General features: G+C 31.8%; 23 protein-coding genes. All 23 read left to right on the top strand.

Annotated elements, in window-relative coordinates; translation table 11 throughout:
- Nucleotides 1–71: 71 nt before the first annotated feature.
- Nucleotides 72–947: an alpha/beta hydrolase gene (locus J8L88_RS16930; RefSeq protein WP_211061364.1), complete on the top strand. Its 876-nt coding sequence runs from the start codon at nt 72–74 to the stop codon at nt 945–947.
- Nucleotides 948–1,136: 189 nt separating this feature from the next.
- Entirely contained in the window at nt 1,137–1,808 is a 672-nt protein-coding gene (locus J8L88_RS16935) for a Crp/Fnr family transcriptional regulator (protein ID WP_233557552.1), read from the top strand.
- Nucleotides 1,809–1,861: 53 nt separating this feature from the next.
- The gene (locus tag J8L88_RS16940) at nt 1,862–2,506 is read left to right on the top strand and encodes a hypothetical protein (RefSeq protein ID WP_211061365.1); all 645 of its coding nucleotides are present in this window, start codon (nt 1,862–1,864) and stop codon (nt 2,504–2,506) included.
- A 22-nt stretch (nt 2,507–2,528) separates the two neighbouring features.
- On the top strand, nt 2,529–2,984 hold the full coding sequence (locus J8L88_RS16945) for a DoxX family protein (RefSeq protein ID WP_211061366.1): 456 nt from the start codon (nt 2,529–2,531) through the stop codon (nt 2,982–2,984).
- A gap of 2 nt (nt 2,985–2,986) precedes the next feature.
- Nucleotides 2,987–3,523: an NADPH-dependent FMN reductase gene (locus tag J8L88_RS16950; protein WP_211061367.1), complete on the top strand. Its 537-nt coding sequence runs from the start codon at nt 2,987–2,989 to the stop codon at nt 3,521–3,523.
- A 366-nt stretch (nt 3,524–3,889) separates the two neighbouring features.
- Nucleotides 3,890–4,819 carry an AraC family transcriptional regulator gene (locus tag J8L88_RS16955; RefSeq protein WP_211061368.1) on the top strand — a complete coding sequence of 310 codons (930 nt, stop codon included), beginning with the start codon at nt 3,890–3,892 and terminating at the stop codon, nt 4,817–4,819.
- A gap of 103 nt (nt 4,820–4,922) precedes the next feature.
- Entirely contained in the window at nt 4,923–5,294 is a 372-nt protein-coding gene (locus tag J8L88_RS16960) for a hypothetical protein (RefSeq protein WP_120650282.1), read from the top strand.
- Complete coding sequence (locus J8L88_RS16965; RefSeq protein WP_211061369.1) at nt 5,284–5,775, top strand: DUF1772 domain-containing protein; 492 nt, start codon at nt 5,284–5,286, stop codon at nt 5,773–5,775. The genes J8L88_RS16960 and J8L88_RS16965 overlap by 11 nt, the downstream gene beginning before the upstream one ends.
- A 47-nt stretch (nt 5,776–5,822) precedes the next feature.
- Nucleotides 5,823–6,257: a DUF5367 family protein gene (locus J8L88_RS16970; protein ID WP_211061370.1), complete on the top strand. Its 435-nt coding sequence runs from the start codon at nt 5,823–5,825 to the stop codon at nt 6,255–6,257.
- Between the two features lie 34 nt (nt 6,258–6,291).
- Nucleotides 6,292–7,137, top strand: a complete 846-nt coding sequence (locus J8L88_RS16975; RefSeq protein WP_118385724.1) for an NmrA family NAD(P)-binding protein — start codon at nt 6,292–6,294, stop codon at nt 7,135–7,137.
- Between the two features lie 124 nt (nt 7,138–7,261).
- The gene (locus J8L88_RS16980) at nt 7,262–7,423 is read left to right on the top strand and encodes a glycine zipper domain-containing protein (protein ID WP_169728182.1); all 162 of its coding nucleotides are present in this window, start codon (nt 7,262–7,264) and stop codon (nt 7,421–7,423) included.
- Nucleotides 7,407–8,675, top strand: a complete 1,269-nt coding sequence (locus tag J8L88_RS16985; RefSeq protein WP_211061371.1) for a serine hydrolase — start codon at nt 7,407–7,409, stop codon at nt 8,673–8,675. The genes J8L88_RS16980 and J8L88_RS16985 overlap by 17 nt, the downstream gene beginning before the upstream one ends.
- Before the next feature lie 221 nt (nt 8,676–8,896).
- Nucleotides 8,897–9,808 carry an AraC family transcriptional regulator gene (locus J8L88_RS16990; RefSeq protein ID WP_118385722.1) on the top strand — a complete coding sequence of 304 codons (912 nt, stop codon included), beginning with the start codon at nt 8,897–8,899 and terminating at the stop codon, nt 9,806–9,808.
- A 3-nt stretch (nt 9,809–9,811) separates the two neighbouring features.
- Nucleotides 9,812–10,984, top strand: a complete 1,173-nt coding sequence (locus J8L88_RS23595; protein ID WP_027391844.1) for a YHYH protein — start codon at nt 9,812–9,814, stop codon at nt 10,982–10,984.
- Nucleotides 10,985–11,083: 99 nt separating this feature from the next.
- Nucleotides 11,084–11,818 (top strand): class I SAM-dependent methyltransferase, encoded by a 735-nt coding sequence (locus J8L88_RS17005; RefSeq protein WP_211061372.1) that lies wholly within the window; start codon nt 11,084–11,086, stop codon nt 11,816–11,818.
- Nucleotides 11,819–12,020: 202 nt separating this feature from the next.
- The gene (locus tag J8L88_RS17010) at nt 12,021–13,592 is read left to right on the top strand and encodes a beta-1,3-glucanase family protein (RefSeq protein ID WP_211061373.1); all 1,572 of its coding nucleotides are present in this window, start codon (nt 12,021–12,023) and stop codon (nt 13,590–13,592) included.
- A 128-nt stretch (nt 13,593–13,720) separates the two neighbouring features.
- Nucleotides 13,721–14,164, top strand: a complete 444-nt coding sequence (locus J8L88_RS17015; protein ID WP_211061374.1) for a CPBP family intramembrane glutamic endopeptidase — start codon at nt 13,721–13,723, stop codon at nt 14,162–14,164.
- A 95-nt stretch (nt 14,165–14,259) separates the two neighbouring features.
- On the top strand, nt 14,260–16,083 hold the full coding sequence (locus tag J8L88_RS17020; protein WP_211061375.1) for a glycoside hydrolase family 2 protein: 1,824 nt from the start codon (nt 14,260–14,262) through the stop codon (nt 16,081–16,083).
- An 8-nt stretch (nt 16,084–16,091) separates the two neighbouring features.
- Nucleotides 16,092–16,607, top strand: coding sequence for a GNAT family N-acetyltransferase (locus J8L88_RS17025; protein ID WP_027391850.1), 516 nt, complete (start codon nt 16,092–16,094; stop codon nt 16,605–16,607).
- 184 nt (nt 16,608–16,791) lie between these two features.
- Nucleotides 16,792–17,127 carry a helix-turn-helix domain-containing protein gene (locus J8L88_RS17030; RefSeq protein WP_027391851.1) on the top strand — a complete coding sequence of 112 codons (336 nt, stop codon included), beginning with the start codon at nt 16,792–16,794 and terminating at the stop codon, nt 17,125–17,127.
- Nucleotides 17,120–18,025 carry an NAD(+) diphosphatase gene (gene nudC / locus J8L88_RS17035; protein ID WP_051335972.1) on the top strand — a complete coding sequence of 302 codons (906 nt, stop codon included), beginning with the start codon at nt 17,120–17,122 and terminating at the stop codon, nt 18,023–18,025. Before J8L88_RS17030 ends, nudC begins: the two co-directional genes overlap by 8 nt.
- 20 nt (nt 18,026–18,045) lie before the next feature.
- Nucleotides 18,046–18,339 (top strand): DUF1330 domain-containing protein, encoded by a 294-nt coding sequence (locus J8L88_RS17040; RefSeq protein ID WP_118385716.1) that lies wholly within the window; start codon nt 18,046–18,048, stop codon nt 18,337–18,339.
- 61 nt (nt 18,340–18,400) lie between these two features.
- A complete protein-coding gene (locus tag J8L88_RS17045) occupies nt 18,401–18,937 on the top strand; it encodes a GNAT family N-acetyltransferase (RefSeq protein WP_027391853.1) in 537 nt (178 codons plus the stop codon).
- Nucleotides 18,938–18,974: the final 37 nt, after the last annotated feature.

Genomic DNA, 18,974 nt, shown 5'->3' on the forward strand with positions numbered 1-18,974 from the left:
CGAAAATTTAGTGCCCTTTTGAAAGCTACATTCCATACTCTAACCATTAATTGCAACAAAACAATGATATGATGAAAAGATACTTTGTCGTAGTCCTAACTTTAGTTTTCTTTCTTGATTTATCAGGACAGGAAACCAAATATAAACCTGTTAAATATCCTGTAACTTATGAAGCTAAAATTGACTTAATTTATACTAAAATAGATGATTGGGAAGGGCGCATGGATATTTATTTTAATCCCGTTTCTCAAAAACCTACTCCAATTGTGATTAACATCCATGGAGGAGGTTGGAATCATGGTGTTAAAGAATCTAAAACTGGCTTTTCTAGTTTTTTTAAAGAAGGGTTTGCTGTTGCAAATGTAGAATATCGTTTAGTTAATATTTCAAAGGCTCCTGGAGCAATTGAAGACATACGATGTGCTCTACTCTATTTGCATAAACACGCTAAAGAATTAAATATTGATACTCACAAAATTGTTATCATGGGTGGTTCTGCCGGAGGACATTTAGCTCTCATGGCGGGTTTGTTGAATAATAATAGAAAGTTTGATAGAAACTGTATATATGATGGTAATATTAAAATAGCCGCCATTATTGATAAATATGGACCGACCGACCTAACTCTACTGAAAAATAAAGGTTCTGTGAAAAAATGGTTGGGTGATGGTTCTAAAAATAGAAAGTTTATTGAATCTGTTTCGCCATTGTATTATGTAGATAAAAACAGCCCTCCTGTATTGATAGTACATGGCACTAAAGACCCAATTATTCCTTATGAACAGTCATCTCTTCTTTATGAAAAATTAAAGGCACATAATGTTAAAACAGAATTCATATCAATTGAAGAAGGAGTCCACGGTAAATTTTCAAAAGAGCAGCGCTTAATGTTAAATAAAAAAATGTGGTCGTTTTTAGAAGAACTTGAATTAAAAAAGAATCAATAAAATTCATAAGAGACATTAAAACCACACTCGAACAAAATAACCTGGAACGGCAACTTATATAATTAATTACTTTGAATAGTATTTATTTAGGAAATTTCGCAGAACTATTTTATAGCTTACAAATGTTTACTAAATTAGTTGTTTACAGGGTCACTAACTATATGTGACACGGTTCGAATAATTTAGAAAGTGGCTAAAAAAGAACTCCTAATTCAAACAAAATCTAGGAATAAGAACTTAGGAAAAAAAATCAAAAACGAGCTTGAATTGAACTATAACCAATCACATACACTAATACTTAATAATGTAGCGAGGTTTATTGATTTAACCGAGTTAGAAAAGCAAAAATATCTTTCGTTACTTACAGAAATAAAAGTTAAAAAGAAGACATTTTTAATGCAAGCAGGTGATATTACTAAACATGAGTACTTTATCACCAAAGGGTGCTTAAAAGTTTACACCTTAGATGAAGATGGTGCTCCACATATATCCATGTTTGCTGTAGAGGACTATTGGACTGGAGATATGGCTAGTTTTATGACTAATGAACCTACCTCCTATTTTATAAAGACAACTGAAGATTCTGAATTATTAGCCATCTCTAGAGCTAATTATGATTTACTATTTAAAGAAATACCAAAATTTGAAAGGTTTTATCGTATTCTTTATCAAAGATCGCTTATAAGTTACATAAGACGTTCTAATCATGGTATATCCTTAACTGCAGAAGAAAGATACATCGAGTTCAAAAAGAAATATCCAAAAATTGTCAACAGAATTACTCAAAAAGACTTAGCCGGTTATATCGGCATTACACCAGAATTTATGAGTAAAATTATTACAAAAGTCAATAGAATGTAAAAATCTTAAACTAGTTCATTTTTTTTCATGTATTCCTATCGGAATTTTGAAGCATGAAAAAAATAATCCTCATTACCTTCATTTTAACCTTTGGATTTGCAAACTACCTGCAAGCACAATTTACGCAAGTAGAACTGTTTTCTGGTTTTGATAAAACAGATTTTATAGTATTCGCTAGTTATACAATTAACAAGAGTAAGAGCTTTAGTATTAACACACTGGCTTTCTTTCAAAAATTTAGAGATGAAGAAAACCAAGTTTTTGATGAGACAGGTGTACAACCAACGGTATTTTGGAATATTAATGAGAATATCTCCATTGGTCCATCTTTATATTACAATAGTTTTTCTGGGTATTCAGAACGTTTGTCAGCAAAGTTCGCTATAAAAAATTCACGAGTATTATTTGTAATTATCCCAACAGTAGCACATTCTGAGCAAAAGGAAGCTAGCTATACCGAAATATTTGCACAGTTTGAGTTTAATACTCCAATAAATAAAAAAGCATCTCTTTGGTTAAACGGTCAGTTTTTAACCGTATGGGATGAGTTTAAAACTCATTCTAGAAGTTTCCAACAATTACGTTCTGGTGTATCATTCAATAGGCATCAGTTTGGTATTGGTGTGGACCTTGATCAATATGGACATAAACCTATAAAAAAATCATCTTTCGGACTGTATTACCGAACAACTTTATAAACAATTTTAAACAGTAAACCTTATGAAAAACTTGATAAAAAAACTTTTAAAAACGCACCCAAATATTGGGTTTAGCATCGCACGATTAACACTTGGTTTAGTCATATTTCCTCATGGCGCACAAAAATTATTAGGATTCTTCGGGGGTTACGGGTATTCAGCAACTATGGAGGCATTGACTACACAAATGGGTTTACCTAGTATTGTAGCTGTCTCAGTAATCATGATTGAGTTTTTTGGGGCTATTTCGTTAATCATAGGAATCTTAAGTAGGTTTTGGGCAATATCACTTGCGGGAATGTTCCTAGGCATAATTTTTACCGCGCAGTTAGAACACGGCTTTTTTATGAATTGGTTTGGTAATCAAGCAGGTGAAGGTTACGAATATTCTCTTCTAATTATCGGTCTAGCCCTAACAATAATAATACATGGTAGTGGAAAATATTCCATAGATCATCTAATCTCTAAAAAACAATAATTATGAAAAAAATAATCACAATAGCAGGTACTAATAGTCAAAAATCAATCAACAAAAGTTTACTATCCTATACCTCTAATTTATTAGAAAATGTAAAAATAATTTCAATCGACTTAAACGATTATGTTTTACCAATATATGGAGTTGATTTTGAAGCCGAAAATGGAGTACCTACTGCAGTTAAAAGATTAGATGATCTACTGAATATTGCTGATGGTTTTATTATATCTCTTGCCGAACATAATGGGACTTATGCGGCAGTATTTAAAAACACCATCGATTGGTTATCTCGAGTAGACATGAATATATGGCGAGAAAAACCTATGCTTTTAATGGCGACTTCACCTGGCGATAGAGGTGGTACTACAGTTTTGCAAGCTGCTAAGACATACTTCCCCTATTTAGGAGGTAAAATAATTGCAGATTTTTCATTAGCCAATTTCTATGATAATTTTTCAGAAAACGGAATTTCTGATAATGAATTAAAAGAAGAATTGAGTCGAAAAACCCTTCTTTTTGAACAGAAATTAAATAACTAGTTTCAATAACTAAAAAACTATTGTCGCCATCGCTAACCATCACACAAGTCTATCTTTTAAAAAAATAAAGTGATTATTGCTTTTTACACAATTTTTAAGTTGTTGGTTTTTCAGTATCAATAAGTTCTTTGAAATTATGAAAATTACTTGCTTAGATTAAAAACATAGTCTCGCAACAGATTCACAGTATACAACTAGTTATTAGTTGGCAAAGTGAATTCTTAGGATTTTATTACCTTTAATCCTATGTTTGGACAAGACATTTTAAAAAATTAAAAAGTTGCAATTGTCAGTTCAGTAAGAAAAATGAAATACTTTTCTATAAGTCTATACCTCAAGATAATTAATTGCGCCATAGCAGAGGGCATGTCTAGGGATGATTTTATCGATTTACCTACTTCAATAGATGCAGCAAAGCATTTACAGGTTGTTGCCGCTGAAGAATTTCTAGATTTACACGAGCTACTAGATGATAAACTTGGACCAGGATTTGGGGTTCGGGTAGGCCAGCAAATGATTATTGAGGATTATGGTGTATTAGGACTATCATGGCGTACTTGTTCTAAAGTAGGAGAAATCTTTGAACGTAGTGATCGTTATTTTAAACTCCTCTCAAATACATTTGTATGGAAAATTAAAAAAGAAGGAAACATTTCTCATGTTATACTCAATAGAGAAGCACATCGAAGAGGTATGGAATTGTCTACAGAAGCTAGCTTATCTGCCACAGTAGTGGTACTGCAAGCCATGTCTGAAAAAGATATCTCTCCGATCCAGGTTAGTTTTAAACACAGCCCGCCCCAAGACTTAACCAGTTATAATGCTGCTTTTAAATGTCCAATACTTTTTAATCAATCTCGCTATTCCATAAGTTATAAAACGGCTGACTTAAATTTAAGAACTGCAAAGGCAGATGTCAGTATAAATAATTACTTACTAAAACAGGTAGATGAAAACACTAAAGGCATCAAAATACCCGGTAATAAGTTTGTACGCGATGTAGAATCTCTAATTAAAGATGGGCTTCCGACAGGTATCCCTGCGATTCAAAATATCAGTGAACTCCTAGCCATGAGTAACAGAACACTGACCAGAAGGCTTTCTGAGGCAGGTGTTACCTATAGGGATTTAGTGAAAAGAACTCAAGAAAAAATCGCTAAAGACATGCTACATGATAAAAATCAAAGTATTGGTGATATCGCATTCTTAACAGGTTTCTCTGAACAAAGTGCTTTTAATCGTGCTTTTAAAAAATGGACTAATCAAACTCCTTCAGAATTTAGGAAAAATAATTAAAAAATCCTTTTTGGCGTAAAATGTCAAGAGATTGTCTTTAAGTATCAAAAAACTCTTTTGAACACTTGGCACCTTTGTATCATCAAATTAATAACACCATATAATGATGATAACAACAGTAAAATTAATAATAGGATTTTTTACAGTACTAACTATTAATTCAAAAAACACTTACGAATTGATTAAAGAGAATACGGAATCTATTTCGGTATACACTTTAAATTATGTAGTAAAAGATTCTAAAGCTGAAGCATTTAAAATCTTAGAAAGTAAATGTAATGTTTGTCATTACAAAAAGAATAAAAGACGTGTGTTCACATTAGAAAACATGAATTCTTGGGCTAATGATATCTACAAGCAAGTCTTCATAAAAAAAAGAATGCCTAAGGGCAAAAAAATAAAACTCAACTCTAAGGAATATCAAGAATTATTAACGTGGATAACTTCTACAAAAACATCAATTAATGGAATTTAAACTAAAATTTATCGTGTTAATGCTCGGTTTACTATTTACTGGTCTTACAGCTGGTTTATGTTTTACTTGGTCTAATGCTGTTACACCTGGTATTGGTCGACTAGACAACTTAACCTTCTTAAGGTCTTTTCAATCAATGAATAGAGCAATTATAAATGTCCGTTTTATGGTAGTATTTTTTGGTCCTATCATACTACTCTTTGTAAATACCTATTTATTTAAAAACAACAATATAAGTTTCTGGTTATTCCTTACGGCTGCAATACTGTTTTTTGTTGGCATCGGCTTAGTAACCATTTTTGGAAACGTTCCATTAAATGAGGTTTTGGATACCTCTAACTTAGAAACTCTTTCAAAAATTGAATTGCACGAGCTTCGAAACAAATTCGAACAACCTTGGAATCGTTGGCATACCATAAGAACAGTATCATCATTTAGTGCTTTTACACTTTTAATCATAGGCATGCTTTACACAAAATAAGACAAGGTATCAGCTTAAAAAAATAATCAATCAAAAAACGAACAATCATGAAACAATTAAGAGCAATAAGCATTGGGGTTATTATCTGGATTATTGGAGTAAGTATTTACACAATTTCATTCTACATCCCGATTTTAGAGGACCCAGAATTTCAGGCAAATATTTTATTGTCCTTAGGAATTCTACCTGTAGTGTGGTTAGGAGCAAAACTATATTACAGAAAAAAAAGTACTATAAAAGGATATTGGTTAGGGGTGATTTTCTTCTTAACCGCAACGGTTTTAGATATTCTAATTACTGTACCTTTTTTAATAGTTCCTAATGGAGGATCCTATTATAGCTTCTTTGCTGCTGCTGGTTTTTGGCTCATTGGAGTAGAGTTTATAGCAATGAGTACCACGTATTGGTATACTAAAGTTTTTAGTAAAAACAAATACTGCAAATTGCTTATAAAAGTAAAATCAAAAAAATTAAATAATTAAAACACAATTAATATCAATTTAAAAACGAATAGAAATGAAATCAGAAAACATTTTAGTTATCGGAGGAAACGGTAAAACCGGTCGCCGAGTTGCAGAAAATTTAACAGAATTAGGCCATAACGTACGCGTTGTTGGACGAAAAACAACCCCAATGTTTGATTGGGAAAACACAGATACCTATGACGCGGCTTTAAAAAATATGGATAGAGCCTATATTGTGTATTATCCGGATTTGGCAGTACCTGGTTCAAGAGACGCTATCAGTACACTTACTAAAAAAGCTCTACAAGCTGGCTTAGAAAAAGTGGTGTTACTTTCTGGAAAAGGTGAGACAGAAGCCGAAGCTTGTGAGGATATCGTAGCAAACTCTGGTTTAAACTACACTTTGGTTAGAGCATCGTGGTTCAATCAAAATTTTAGTGAAGGTGCTTTCTTAGAATTTGTACTCAATGGTACTGTTGCATTACCAATGCCAGATGCAGAAATCCCATTTGTCGATGTCAATGATATAGCGGATGTAGTTTCTAAAGTCATCGTAGATGATAGTTATAATGGACAAACCATAACTGTAACAGGTCCTCAAAAAAGAACTTTTAAGGAGGTGGTTGAAATTATGGCTGAAGCTAGTAACAAGCATATTCAGTTTGTACCAATTTCTATTGATGAGTTTAAGGAAGGTATGAAACAAGCAGGATTACCTGATTCGTATGTATGGCTATTCGGTTATTTATTCCAAGAAGTATTAGGAAATCCAGAGAACCAAGAAGTATCTGACGATGTCGCCAAAGTATTGGGTAGACCAGCTATAGATTTTGAAACCTTTGCTAAAGAAACTGCTGCAACTGGTATTTGGAATCAAAGCGTCACGCAAACATTGTAATAAAAAACAATCATACAATAGGGCCTTTAAGTCAATTAACAATTAAATTATTGGCCCTGTTGTTAATTGTAGATGAACAGTAATTATCAATTGAATATAGAGTAGAAATAATAAAACACATAACATGAAAAAGAAAGATAAAAAATTAGGTCTTGTTTTTGGAGCAGGGATTGGACTTTCTGCAGGAATCTTAACCGGTAATATTGCTATTGGATTAACGCTTGGAGCTGGTGTAGGTTTAATTTTTGGAACCGTTATTAAAAATCACAATGAAAAGATTTATTAAATACACCTCGCTATCGGCTGCCCTAATTGTTTTATGGACAGTAATGATTTTTTTAGGTACCGACCAAGGTTGGTGGCATACACCATTCACTGAACAAAAAGAGTCTACAAAATTTATAGCATCAGTGCACAAAGAACTTAAAAAAGAATTTGTAGGCAATATGGCTATGGCTATATTTAAAGATGGAGCGTCAGTAACGGAATCTTTCCATTCAAAGAATACTTCAGTTAACCGAAATACAGTGTTTCAAGTAGCTTCTCTTTCAAAATTTATCTCGGCTATTGGGGTTATGCGATTAGTTCAAGAAGGGAAATTAGATTTGGATGTTCCCGTATCTAACTACCTTAAACGTTGGGAATTACCACCTAGTTCGTTTGACAACAATAAAGTTACGGTTAGAAGACTACTTAGTCATACTGCAGGATTGACCGATGGACTTGGATACTCTGGTTTCGAAAATTTAAAAGATGTGCAGTCTTTAGAATCTTCACTTACCAAAGCAAAGGACGCTGACCAAGGTAGAAATGGTAGCACGCAAGTAGGCATCTTCCCAGGAAGCGAATGGCGATACTCTGGAGGAGGATTTACATTGCTTCAACTCATTGTAGAGGAAGTGAGTAGACAATCTTTTGATCAGTATATGAGAATAGAAATTTTTGAACCCTTAGGAATGCAATCGTCTTTCTATCAATGGGATGAAAAGTTTCGTAACAAACTCTGTGATTTTTACAACGCAGATGGTTCCAAAGCGCCTCATTTTTATTACACCTCTCTGGCTGCAACATCATTATATACAACATTAACCGATTTAGAAAAGCTTTTCGCTCTTTTTAATATAGAAAAAAGCACTCTAAAACCATTACAGCCAAAATATCAAAGAATGATGTGGCAAGCTGAAGCAAATAAACTTGGTGCTCCTATATATGGTCTTGGCACCTTCCTTTTCGCAGAAATTGATAATGGACAATTTATAATAGGACATGATGGTCAAAGCAATCCACCTATTAATACAGCCTTTCGATATAATCCAACAAATGGAGATGGTATTATCATTTTGACAACTGGAAACTCCAATTTTGCTACCCGAATTGCAAGTGATTGGGTATTTCTAAACACTGGAAAAGTAGATACTTTACTATTTGCGATGCAACAAAATAAGATGGTCAGTAATGTAATAATAGGTAGTGTAGTAATCATACTGCTAATTATAACTATTTCCCTTTCGCGAAAGTACTATAAAAGAAAAGTATAACCCATAAACATAAAATTATATCTACGTCAAACGCAATATGACGTTTGCAGAAAGAAAACCTATAGAAAAAAAATAATGCACGCTCTAATGCATTTGCTGATTTTACTAATGATTATTTTAAACCTAGTAAAACACTTAATATTAAAGAATTAAAATTAAAAAAAACTTGGAATGTTTCTGATAACTAAATAAATTTTAAATGGAATTTTTAAATTAGCTAGATGAAACATTTCAAAACACTATCATCCTTCTTAAATTATATTGAACTCCCTCCTCCAGAGCATCCTATGCTCAGTGTTTTCTCTACTAAAGGTGAAGGTTTTTTACCTTGTCCGAAAGAAAGTTCGCCTCCTATTACAAATGATTGCTATTCCATTAGTTTGAAGAAAATCGTAAAAGGTGATTTAAATTATGGAAGAACAAATTATGATTTTACAAATGGTGTTTTGTTTTTTATTGCTCCAAGACAAGTTTTACAATGGGATAATAGTGTATTCTATGAACAAAAAGGTTTTTCTCTAAATTTTCATGAAGACTTTCTGAAAGGAACAGAATTGGCGAAGCAAATTAAGAAATATAGCTTCTTTTCATATTCTGTAAATGAAGCGTTACACCTTTCGCCAAAAGAAGAAAAACAAGTAGAATCCATTGTAGAAAATATTAATATTGAATACCAGAATAATCAGGATGAATTTAGTAAAGAAATTATCATTTCTCAATTAAGTACACTTTTAAAATACGCCAAACGCTTTTATGAAAGACAATTTTTAAATCGCAAAGAGCTATCAAATAATCTACTAGAGCAATTTAATCAACAATTATCAAAGTATTTTGATTCGGGGCAATTGCAAGAAAAAGGTATTCCAAGCATAGAACAAATTGCAGATCAACTATCCGTTTCGCAACGGTACCTGAGTGATACGCTCAAAAAAGAATCAGGAAAAACTTCTACTGAACATTTGCAGTTGTATTTAATTGATGAAGCCAAGAATGTGTTACTAAATCCCAACAAAACAATTTCTGAAGTTGCCTATGAATTAGGTTTTGAATACCCTCCTTATTTTTCAAGATTATTTAAAAAGAAAGAAGGTATCAGTCCTAAAGAGTATAGAAAAAAATACAAAATGAATTAAAAAATGAAACACGCTTTATTTGTAATATTAACTCTTACAATTTTGATTTCTTGCAAATTAAATCAGGAAAAAAAAGAACAACAAGAACCAAATGGACAACGACCATCTTCTGCGCAATTAATGGATGAATTAGACAGTAACAAAGATGGAAAATTATCCAAAACAGAAGTTAAAGGACCAATTGCAGATAATTTCAATAATATTGACAGTAATAATGATGGCTTTTTAACTTTAGAAGAGTTAAATAAACAAGAGAATAAGCCATCAAAAATAGCAAATACAAATAAGGATTTGTCTAATGAAATTGATTCCTCTATGAAGGTAATTCCTGTAAATACAGATTACTTCATTTCAGAAAATATAATTGACAGTATTAAAAAGGAAATGGTTGAATTAAATGGCATTAAGACACTATGCTACGTCATTAAAACAAATTCTCAAGCAACTGAACATGAAATGGGTCCTTGGTGCCCTCGACATATTGAAGATGGGATGGAGAAAGCAGGAATTTGGTTTAAGGATGATAAAGTTTATGATGTTTCGGGACACTTTATTTCCAAATTGAACGAATTTTATAGTGATGACAAATGGAAATTATATAGAGAAGATGGAACTATTAAAGTTACCGACACCGAAGAAGGTTGCTTGGCGGCGGCAAAACCACAAGTAGAGGAAAAATATCATAACTATTGTGTAGAATGTTTGCCAGAATATTTTAAAGATCAAGTAACAACCTTTGTGATTCCGGTAACACCAAAATATATAAAAACTACTCAAAATTTTGGAAGAGGTGGAATAGGCATTGCTTTCAATGGAGTTAAATATGACCCACCTGCTCCAACACATGCAATATTAGCGGCACATACCATTGCTCCTTTGGACGACCACGGAGGTCACGTAAATCCACATGGAGGTTATCATTATCACGCAGTCACTGGCTCTACTAAAGAAATTACCCAAACTAATTCGCACTCCTCTATGATTGGGTATGCAATTGACGGTTTTGGAATTTATGGTTTGATAGATAAAAAAGGTAATAAATCCGAAAATTTAGACGAATGCGGTGGCCATTTTGATGATGAACGAGGATATCATTATCATGCGGGCGAACCAGGAGGAAACCAAATTATAAAATGTTTACACGGATTACCTGGCTATACGCAAACAAAAGAATAAAAAATATGAAACGAAGACTTTACATATGTGCATTAGATAAGGTACCGTAACCAAATCGTTAGCTGCAATGTCTAATATCTGGAATTAATAAAAAAGGTAATGAACGAACTTTATACCAATTTAGCCGAAGTTTATGAAGCAATGTACTCCTCTTTTATTGATTACAAGAGTGAATTCGAATTTTATGCAAGCATTCTTAAAAAAAACGATAAAAAGCAAGTACTTGAATTAGGAAGTGGAATCGGGCATTTGGGTAATTTCTTTCAAAAAAATGAATTTGAATATTCAGGTATTGATTTAAGTGAAGGAATGGTCAAAATTGCCAAAAGAAAATATCCCAAGTGCAAATTCTCAAAGGAAGATATACGTTCTTTTAAGTTGGATAAGCAAGTAGGAAGTATGCTAATGGTAGGCAGAACTATCAGCTATCTATTGACTAATAAAGATGTTTTATCCACTTTTCATAATGTATACAATAATCTTAAAGAAAAAGGAATATTTAGTTTTGACTTTATTGATGCTGAAAAATTTATACCTTCAATTCGGCATAGGAAAGAAGTCTTTCATAATGCAACTTATGAGAACGAGGAATATCTAAGAAAAAGTATATGGAATATAGACTTAGATAAAGGAATGACCTTTAACTGGGAATCTCACTATTTCAAGAAATCGAAAGATGGCTTAAAAGAAATCGGAATAGATAAATCAGTGATTAGAACTTTTACTAGGGAGGAAATTAGAATATTTCTAGAGCTTAATGATTTTAAAATAAAAGAAATCATATCGAAAGAATCCTACGCATTTCCAACATATATAATCGTAGCAGAAAAGTGATGTATTATGCACATAAAATAATTTCTTTTAAATCTTTTAATTTTATATTATTTTCTTCAAAATCAATTACGGAATTACGTTTTGTTTAGATTTAATTTAATTTTATTCTAACAATATATTTTTTTCAATTTTAATTCGTTTATACGTTAAATTAAAAAGCTGCATTTGCTGTTTTAACCTTAAACCAACTAAAATAACCTCAATGAAAAAGATCACACTTCTCTTGGCAATTATTACATTATCTGTAATAAAATTAAATGCTCAACTTACTCTTCCATATACTTTTGAAAATAACTCAAGATATGCAGATGAAGATATTTATATTGGATTAGTTGGTAAGATGGAACCTACTGGTGATGTTTGGATGAATATAACTAATAGTTCTTTAGTAGCTATGTCTGCTGATGATAATACTGTAGATGGACCGGAATGGAGCGAACCTGCAGGATGGAAATACCCAGATATTTTTACCAAATTAAGTGAGATTACAGATAAAAAAATTCTAATCCCTCACGGCTTATATGCTTGTAGAATTTTTATTTCCTTTGAATCGCCTATGTATTTACGTTTTCATGAAACAGGTGGTTACGCGGGTGCTAATTTAAATTCAGAATCAGACCCTAATGATGGGATTCGTTGGGAATTGGTTGAATTAACTTGGGGAGATGCTGGTTTATGGACCAATACTAGTCGTGTTGATGCGTATCAATACCCAATGGGATTAGAAGTACATGGGTTTTCTGGCGGTGTTACAGGAGAAACTTACGAAGACTCCTATAACGACGCTGTTAACGGAAATGGAACTCCTCAATTTAAAAAAATTGGCGAATTATTATCCCATGATGAAATTTTAGCCGCTTGGGATGAAAATGTGAGTACTGATTATTTGGTTGCCAAAACAATAAAAACGCATTCTTATGATGGAGAACCTATAATAGAACAACCATCTAAAGTAGATGAATTCCCAAAAGATGTTTTAGACGCATATATTGATGATATTTGGGAGACTTATAGTATTCATGACTTACATATTAATATTGGAGACCGAGGAACATGGGTAGGTAGGATTAATAATGATAATCAATTTATTTTTACCGATCCGGCTGATGGAACTATTGCCACTATTTATGACAAACCTACAACGGTAAATGCAATAGAAGGTTCTGGCTATTTAGCTTATACTCCTCATGATGCTAGTGTAAATACTGAAGCGTATAATGAAGATTTAATGATTCAGGCACAAATGGCCGCTGCCATAAGTCGACATGCTATTTATACAAATATCACAGATGAAACTGTTCAATATTCTCATGATGCAACTCGTTTTTTTCAAATAGAACCTTATAACGAATACGTAAGCTTTTTTCATGATGGCGTCATTAGTTTTGAATCTCAAACATATGCATTTGCTTATGACGACGTTGGTGATCATTCATCTACAATTCAATCTACATTCCCAACAGAAGTAAAAGTAATTATTGGTGGATATTCTGAAGATAATGTTTTATCTAATGCCGAAACATCAATAAATGATGAGTTAATGATACTATATCCAAATCCTACAAATGGAAACAATATTATTCTATCTGGTATAGAAAATGATGTTATGATAGATATTTATACTATTGAAGGAAAACTCATTAAATCCGAAGAAGCTATAAGCACTAAAAATATCCAAATCGAAACCTCTAATTTAACTAATGGTCTATATCTAGCTGAAATAAATAGTAAAGACAATAAGTATACTAAAACATTCAAGTTTTTAATAAACTAATAAAGTATATAACATCCTGTTTGTAGCAATTCTTAGAATCCTATTTAAAATCATCCACTTGGATATTAAATACCGGTATTAATATTAATATTATTTTAAAATCGTTTTGGTGGGATTTTAAATCTGTATTGACTGAGGAATTGATTTTTCGCGGAGCACTATTATATATTATAATCCAAAAAATTGGCTCTAGAAAAGGTGTTTTAATTTCTGCAATTTCATTCGGAATTTATCATTGGTTTTCTTTTGGTATTTTAGGAAATATTGTTGCCATGATTTTAGTGTTCATTGGAACTGGATTGATGGGATACGCTTGGGCTTGGGCCTTTTCTAAAACTAAATCTATCTTATTACCTTTTGGACTTCATTTAGGTTGGAATTTTATTCATAACACCATATTTTCAAGAGGTCCGCTTGGTGAATTAGTACTAATTTCAAAAGGCGGGACTGAATTAACTGATTGGATATCTTTATTAAATTTCGTCAGTGGTCTGGTGATAGTCCCTATATTGATACTAATCTACGTTAGGTATTTTGTAAAACAAGAAACAGAATTTACATCAATTAATTAATAAAAAGTTTTGCTTAGTGCTTAATCTAAAAATCAGTAATTTTAGTTCTGTATTAACTATAACCTAACTCTTAGAGCCCACTTCTAAAACATCAAATGAAAAAACATATATTAATTCTAGCTTGTTTCTATTTTGTATACGGGATTAAAGCACAGGAAAAAATTATGGTGAATGCCATCAATCGCGAATCCACCTCACTTAATGGTTATTGGAAATATATTGTAGATCCATATGAAAATGGGTTTTACAATTATAGATATGAACCATTTGAAAATCAAGAAAATCCAGGAAACGGTGCTTTCTTTACCAATGCCAAACGTAAATCAAAATCAGATTTAGTGGAGTATGATTTTGATAAAATGGATAGCCTTAAAGTTCCTGGCGATTGGAACTCACAAAAGGAAAAGTTATTCTATTATGAAGGTACTTTATGGTATAAAAAATCGTTCGATTATACTAAAAAACAAGAAGATAGTAGAGTATTTGTCTATTTCGGGGCCTCAAATTATGAAACCGACGTTTATCTCAACGGAAAGAAATTAGGTAAACATATTGGTGGATTTACTCCATTTCAGTTTGAAATTTCCAAATTATTAAAACCTAAAGGGAATTATATAGTAGTTAAAGTTGATAACAAAAGAAAAAGAGATGCTGTTCCTACTTTAAATACAGATTGGTGGAATTATGGCGGAATTACACGAGAAGTAAAGCTTATAGAAACTAGTAGTACGTTTATTTCTGACTATCAACTTTATTTAGACACGGAGGACACTAAAATAATAACAGGTCAAATAGAGTTAAATGGCATTAAACAAGCAGAACAAGAAATTACCATCAATATTCCAGAATTAGGTATTAATGAAAAATTAAAAACAGATCATACTGGTAAATGTACTATTAAATTAAAGTCCAAAAACATTAGATATTGGTCACCAGAATCTCCAAAATTATATGATGTAACAATTAGTACGCAAGAAGATAAAATAGCAGATCAAATTGGTTTTAGAACCATAAAAACAAAAGGGGCAGAAATTCTAATTAATGAGAAAAGCTTATTTCTCAAAGGTATTTCTATTCACGAAGAAAGTCCTATCAACGGTGGTCGATGTAATTCTAAAGAAGACGCAAAAAGGTTATTAGAATATGCTCAAAGTTTAGGTTGTAACTATGTCCGATTAGCGCATTATCCTCATAATGAGTATATGGTTCGATTAGCGGATAAAATGGGGATTTTAGTTTGGGAAGAAAACCCTGTTTATTGGACAATTTCTTGGGATAATGAAGAAACGTATCTTAATGCTCAAAATCAGATTTCGGAAGTCATCAGACGAGATAAAAACCGAGCAAGCGTAATCATTTGGTCAATGGCTAATGAAACCCCTAATAGCTATGCTAGAAATGAGTTCCTTACCAAACTTGCTAAATTTACCAAAGAACAAGATCCTACTCGTTTGATTAGTGCGGCTTTAGAACAGCACGATTATAATGGTAATCCTAATACAAGAACAATTGACGATCCATTTGCTGAAATTGTCGATGTTTTAAGTTTCAATCAATATATAGGTTGGTATGATGGTGAAATAGAAAAATGTCAGCGAATCAAATGGAAAATTACTCAAGACAAGCCTGTAATAATTTCAGAATTTGGTGCTGGAGCTAAATATGGACTGCATGGCGAAAAAGATGATAGATGGACAGAAGAATATCAAGAATTTCTATATCAAGAAACATTAAAAATGGTTGATGGAATAGAACAATTAAAAGGAATATCACCTTGGGTTTTAGTTGATTTTAAATCTCCCAGAAGAGTTCTACCAGAAATTCAAGATAACTATAATAGAAAAGGGTTAATTTCCGAAAAAGGTGAAAAGAAAAAAGCTTTTTTCGTCCTCAAAGAATATTACGAGACAAAAAAATAAGGTAACCAATGAAAATATCATATGGAAAAGCAAAACTAACGGACTCTTTGAGAATATCAGTTTTATTGAAAACAATTTACATTGAAACCTATGCTGTTGATGGAATAACATTTGAGTTTGCAAATTTTATAACTAAAAGGTTCTCTTTAGAGCTTATAGAAAACATCATAAAAGAAAATCCAAATAGACTTATTATTGCTTATCAAAATGAAAATCCAGTTGGTGTTGCCGAAATAATCTATAATAGCACTTGTCCTATTAGAAAAATAAAAGTTCCCGAGTTAAGCAAATTGTATGTTCTAAAAAGATTTTATGGAAAAGGAATTGGATATGGGTTAATTAACGAGGCAGAAAAAGCAGTTAAAGAACATGGATTTACTGAGTTTAATCTTGAGGTTTATATCAAAAATGATAGAGCAATAGCTTTCTATGAAAGACAAGGTTATACATCAATTGGAAATGTAGATTTCCCTATGGAATCTAACACCTATGAAAATCTAGTAATGAATAAAGTATTCAATTAATAAAGCATGGTTATATTCCTATCACTAAACTTTTTTTTAATAAGTATAAAGAATTAAATCATAAAAGAATACACAAGTAATGATATATTCTTCTACCCGATTTTACTGTTAAAAAATAGTAAAACATTTTTCAATTTGCTACACATTATGTAGCTTTGCTATCAATAATGTAGCAAATTAAACTATGTCACTACCCACACCAGGAAAACCAGTTAGAGGTTCAAAATCAGGAAATCATTTAATGGCACTATTTGACTTACTAGGAAGAAGTTGGTCGATGGGAATTATTTGGAGACTACAAGAAGGATCTTGTACATTCAGGGTACTTCAGGACAGGTGTGAATCTATTTCGCCAACAACATTAAATAGGAGACTGAAAGAATTAACCCAATCATTTTTAATTGAAAGAACAGTTGATGGATATGCGCTTACCGATAAAGGGAAAGAAATTTTCTTACTACTAAAACCTTTAGAATCCTGGGCAAAAGATTGGGCAAAAAACTTTGACACCAATGAATAGAATACAATCCTATAGCAATTATGACTTTGATAGAGCTGCTGAACTACGTGAAGTTGACACAAAATTTCGTGAGGTTTCTTATATCCCAATTTTTAAGAATGACTTTTTTATAGTTACATCAGCCTTAAAAGATGAAGTGTTAATGAATATCCCTTTGGAATTAGCTTCTTTAACTAATCAAAAATATTTTCTTGGCGTATCTAATAATAAAGAAATTTGGTGTATTGATTTATCAGAAATTGAGCTTTCGACTATAGCAAATTTTATATCATATTCTAAATTACTATGTGTACGAGATTGTTTCCATCTCATTAATGAAAGAGAAGCTTCGTTACTAGCATATGCTAAAGGAATTACAAACTGGAACAACACGCATCAATTCTGCAATAATTGTGGTTCTACGACAATCAGAGAAGAAAAAGGGCATAGAAGAAAATGCATAAACAATCTTTGTAATTCATTACACTTTCCAAGAATTAATCCAGCTGTAATTGTAATAATAGAATACAAACCAAAAAATGGACCTCCACTATGTCTATTAAATATGCACGAAAAAGAATATGGTTATATGTGTTCTCTATTTTCGGGGTTTTCAGAAATTGGAGAAAGCCTTGAAGACACTGTTAAAAGAGAAATGAAAGAAGAAGTAAATCTAGCGGTCACCAATATAGAATATATCGGTTCTCAACCTTGGTCCTTTCCATCGTCATTAATGTTAGGCTTTTCGGCAAAAACAGAAAGCAAAAATTTTACTATCGATAATAAAGAAATTAAAAAAGCACAATGGTTTTCTGCTAATCAAATCAACAAAATGGTGCAAGAAAATAAACTTGTGATTTCTAAAAAGGACTCTATCTCAAATTATATAATACAATTATGGATCGAAAAAAACAGTTAATCTAAATTAAAAAGAAAAATATGAAAAAAGTTAATGTAACAATCGTAGCTACAATAAATCAACAAGGCAAAGAGGCATTATCTCATTACTTAGAAAAAGTAGGAATTCTATATAAAAAAGTAGATGCAAAGCCTGTAAATAAATTTAAGGTCTCTAAACCTCTTATAGGTGATTACACTCCCAGTTTAGTTTCTATAATGGAATTTCCAGATATGAAATCATTACATGATGTATTTGATAGTGATGAATATAAAGAATTATTACCTTACCGTGAAAAAGCTTTTTCCAAACTAGAAGCTTATATTAGTGAGTAAATCTATTCATATTATATCTATCGTTTAGTTAACATTTAATTCCTTAGAATTCAATTATAAAATGAACAAAAAATTTCCGGTTTTAGAATCTAAAAGAGTAATCTTAAGACAGTTTAATGATTCGGACTTAGAAAACGTTTTTAAAGGGCTTTCGCACCCAGATATAATTAAATATTATGGCATTAGTTATAATAGTTTAGAGGCTACAAGAGAACAAATGTCTTGGTTTGCTGATCTGGAAGAAAATGAAACCGGAATTTGGTGGGCTGTCTGTTCAAAGGATGATGGAAGTTTTCTAGGTGCAGGTGGATTAAATAATATGAGTAAAGAAAATAGAAAAGCAGAAATTGGTTTTTGGTTACTGCCACAAAGTTGGGGAAAAGGTTTCATGACCGAAACAATGCCACTTATTGTTAATTACGCATTTGATACTATTGGATTACATAGAATTGAGGGCTTTGTAGAAACCGAAAACATAAATTGCAAAAAAGCTTTGGCAAAACTTAAATTCAATTTAGAAGGTACAATGCAAGACTGCGAAGTTAAAAATGGAGCATTTATTAGTTTAGATATTTATTCTAAAATAGCTAATGAATGAACTATTCTATCTAATAATAGTTGACCTTTTAGACTAG

This window comes from Aquimarina sp. MMG015 (genome assembly GCF_018100855.1).
Taxonomy (GTDB): Bacteria; Bacteroidota; Bacteroidia; order Flavobacteriales; family Flavobacteriaceae; genus Aquimarina; species Aquimarina latercula.

Coding starts and splice junctions, on each gene's coding strand:
- J8L88_RS16930 (WP_211061364.1), top strand. CDS start 72: ATGAAAAGATACTTTGTCGTAGTCCTAACTTTAGTTTTCTTTCTTGAT.
- J8L88_RS16940 (WP_211061365.1), top strand. CDS start 1,862: ATGAAAAAAATAATCCTCATTACCTTCATTTTAACCTTTGGATTTGCA.
- J8L88_RS16945 (WP_211061366.1), top strand. CDS start 2,529: ATGAAAAACTTGATAAAAAAACTTTTAAAAACGCACCCAAATATTGGG.
- J8L88_RS16950 (WP_211061367.1), top strand. CDS start 2,987: ATGAAAAAAATAATCACAATAGCAGGTACTAATAGTCAAAAATCAATC.
- J8L88_RS16955 (WP_211061368.1), top strand. CDS start 3,890: ATGTCTAGGGATGATTTTATCGATTTACCTACTTCAATAGATGCAGCA.
- J8L88_RS16960 (WP_120650282.1), top strand. CDS start 4,923: ATGATGATAACAACAGTAAAATTAATAATAGGATTTTTTACAGTACTA.
- J8L88_RS16965 (WP_211061369.1), top strand. CDS start 5,284: ATGGAATTTAAACTAAAATTTATCGTGTTAATGCTCGGTTTACTATTT.
- J8L88_RS16970 (WP_211061370.1), top strand. CDS start 5,823: ATGAAACAATTAAGAGCAATAAGCATTGGGGTTATTATCTGGATTATT.
- J8L88_RS16975 (WP_118385724.1), top strand. CDS start 6,292: ATGAAATCAGAAAACATTTTAGTTATCGGAGGAAACGGTAAAACCGGT.
- J8L88_RS16980 (WP_169728182.1), top strand. CDS start 7,262: ATGAAAAAGAAAGATAAAAAATTAGGTCTTGTTTTTGGAGCAGGGATT.
- J8L88_RS16985 (WP_211061371.1), top strand. CDS start 7,407: ATGAAAAGATTTATTAAATACACCTCGCTATCGGCTGCCCTAATTGTT.
- J8L88_RS16990 (WP_118385722.1), top strand. CDS start 8,897: ATGAAACATTTCAAAACACTATCATCCTTCTTAAATTATATTGAACTC.
- J8L88_RS23595 (WP_027391844.1), top strand. CDS start 9,812: ATGAAACACGCTTTATTTGTAATATTAACTCTTACAATTTTGATTTCT.
- J8L88_RS17005 (WP_211061372.1), top strand. CDS start 11,084: ATGAACGAACTTTATACCAATTTAGCCGAAGTTTATGAAGCAATGTAC.
- J8L88_RS17010 (WP_211061373.1), top strand. CDS start 12,021: ATGAAAAAGATCACACTTCTCTTGGCAATTATTACATTATCTGTAATA.
- J8L88_RS17020 (WP_211061375.1), top strand. CDS start 14,260: ATGAAAAAACATATATTAATTCTAGCTTGTTTCTATTTTGTATACGGG.
- J8L88_RS17025 (WP_027391850.1), top strand. CDS start 16,092: ATGAAAATATCATATGGAAAAGCAAAACTAACGGACTCTTTGAGAATA.
- J8L88_RS17030 (WP_027391851.1), top strand. CDS start 16,792: ATGTCACTACCCACACCAGGAAAACCAGTTAGAGGTTCAAAATCAGGA.
- nudC (WP_051335972.1), top strand. CDS start 17,120: ATGAATAGAATACAATCCTATAGCAATTATGACTTTGATAGAGCTGCT.
- J8L88_RS17040 (WP_118385716.1), top strand. CDS start 18,046: ATGAAAAAAGTTAATGTAACAATCGTAGCTACAATAAATCAACAAGGC.
- J8L88_RS17045 (WP_027391853.1), top strand. CDS start 18,401: ATGAACAAAAAATTTCCGGTTTTAGAATCTAAAAGAGTAATCTTAAGA.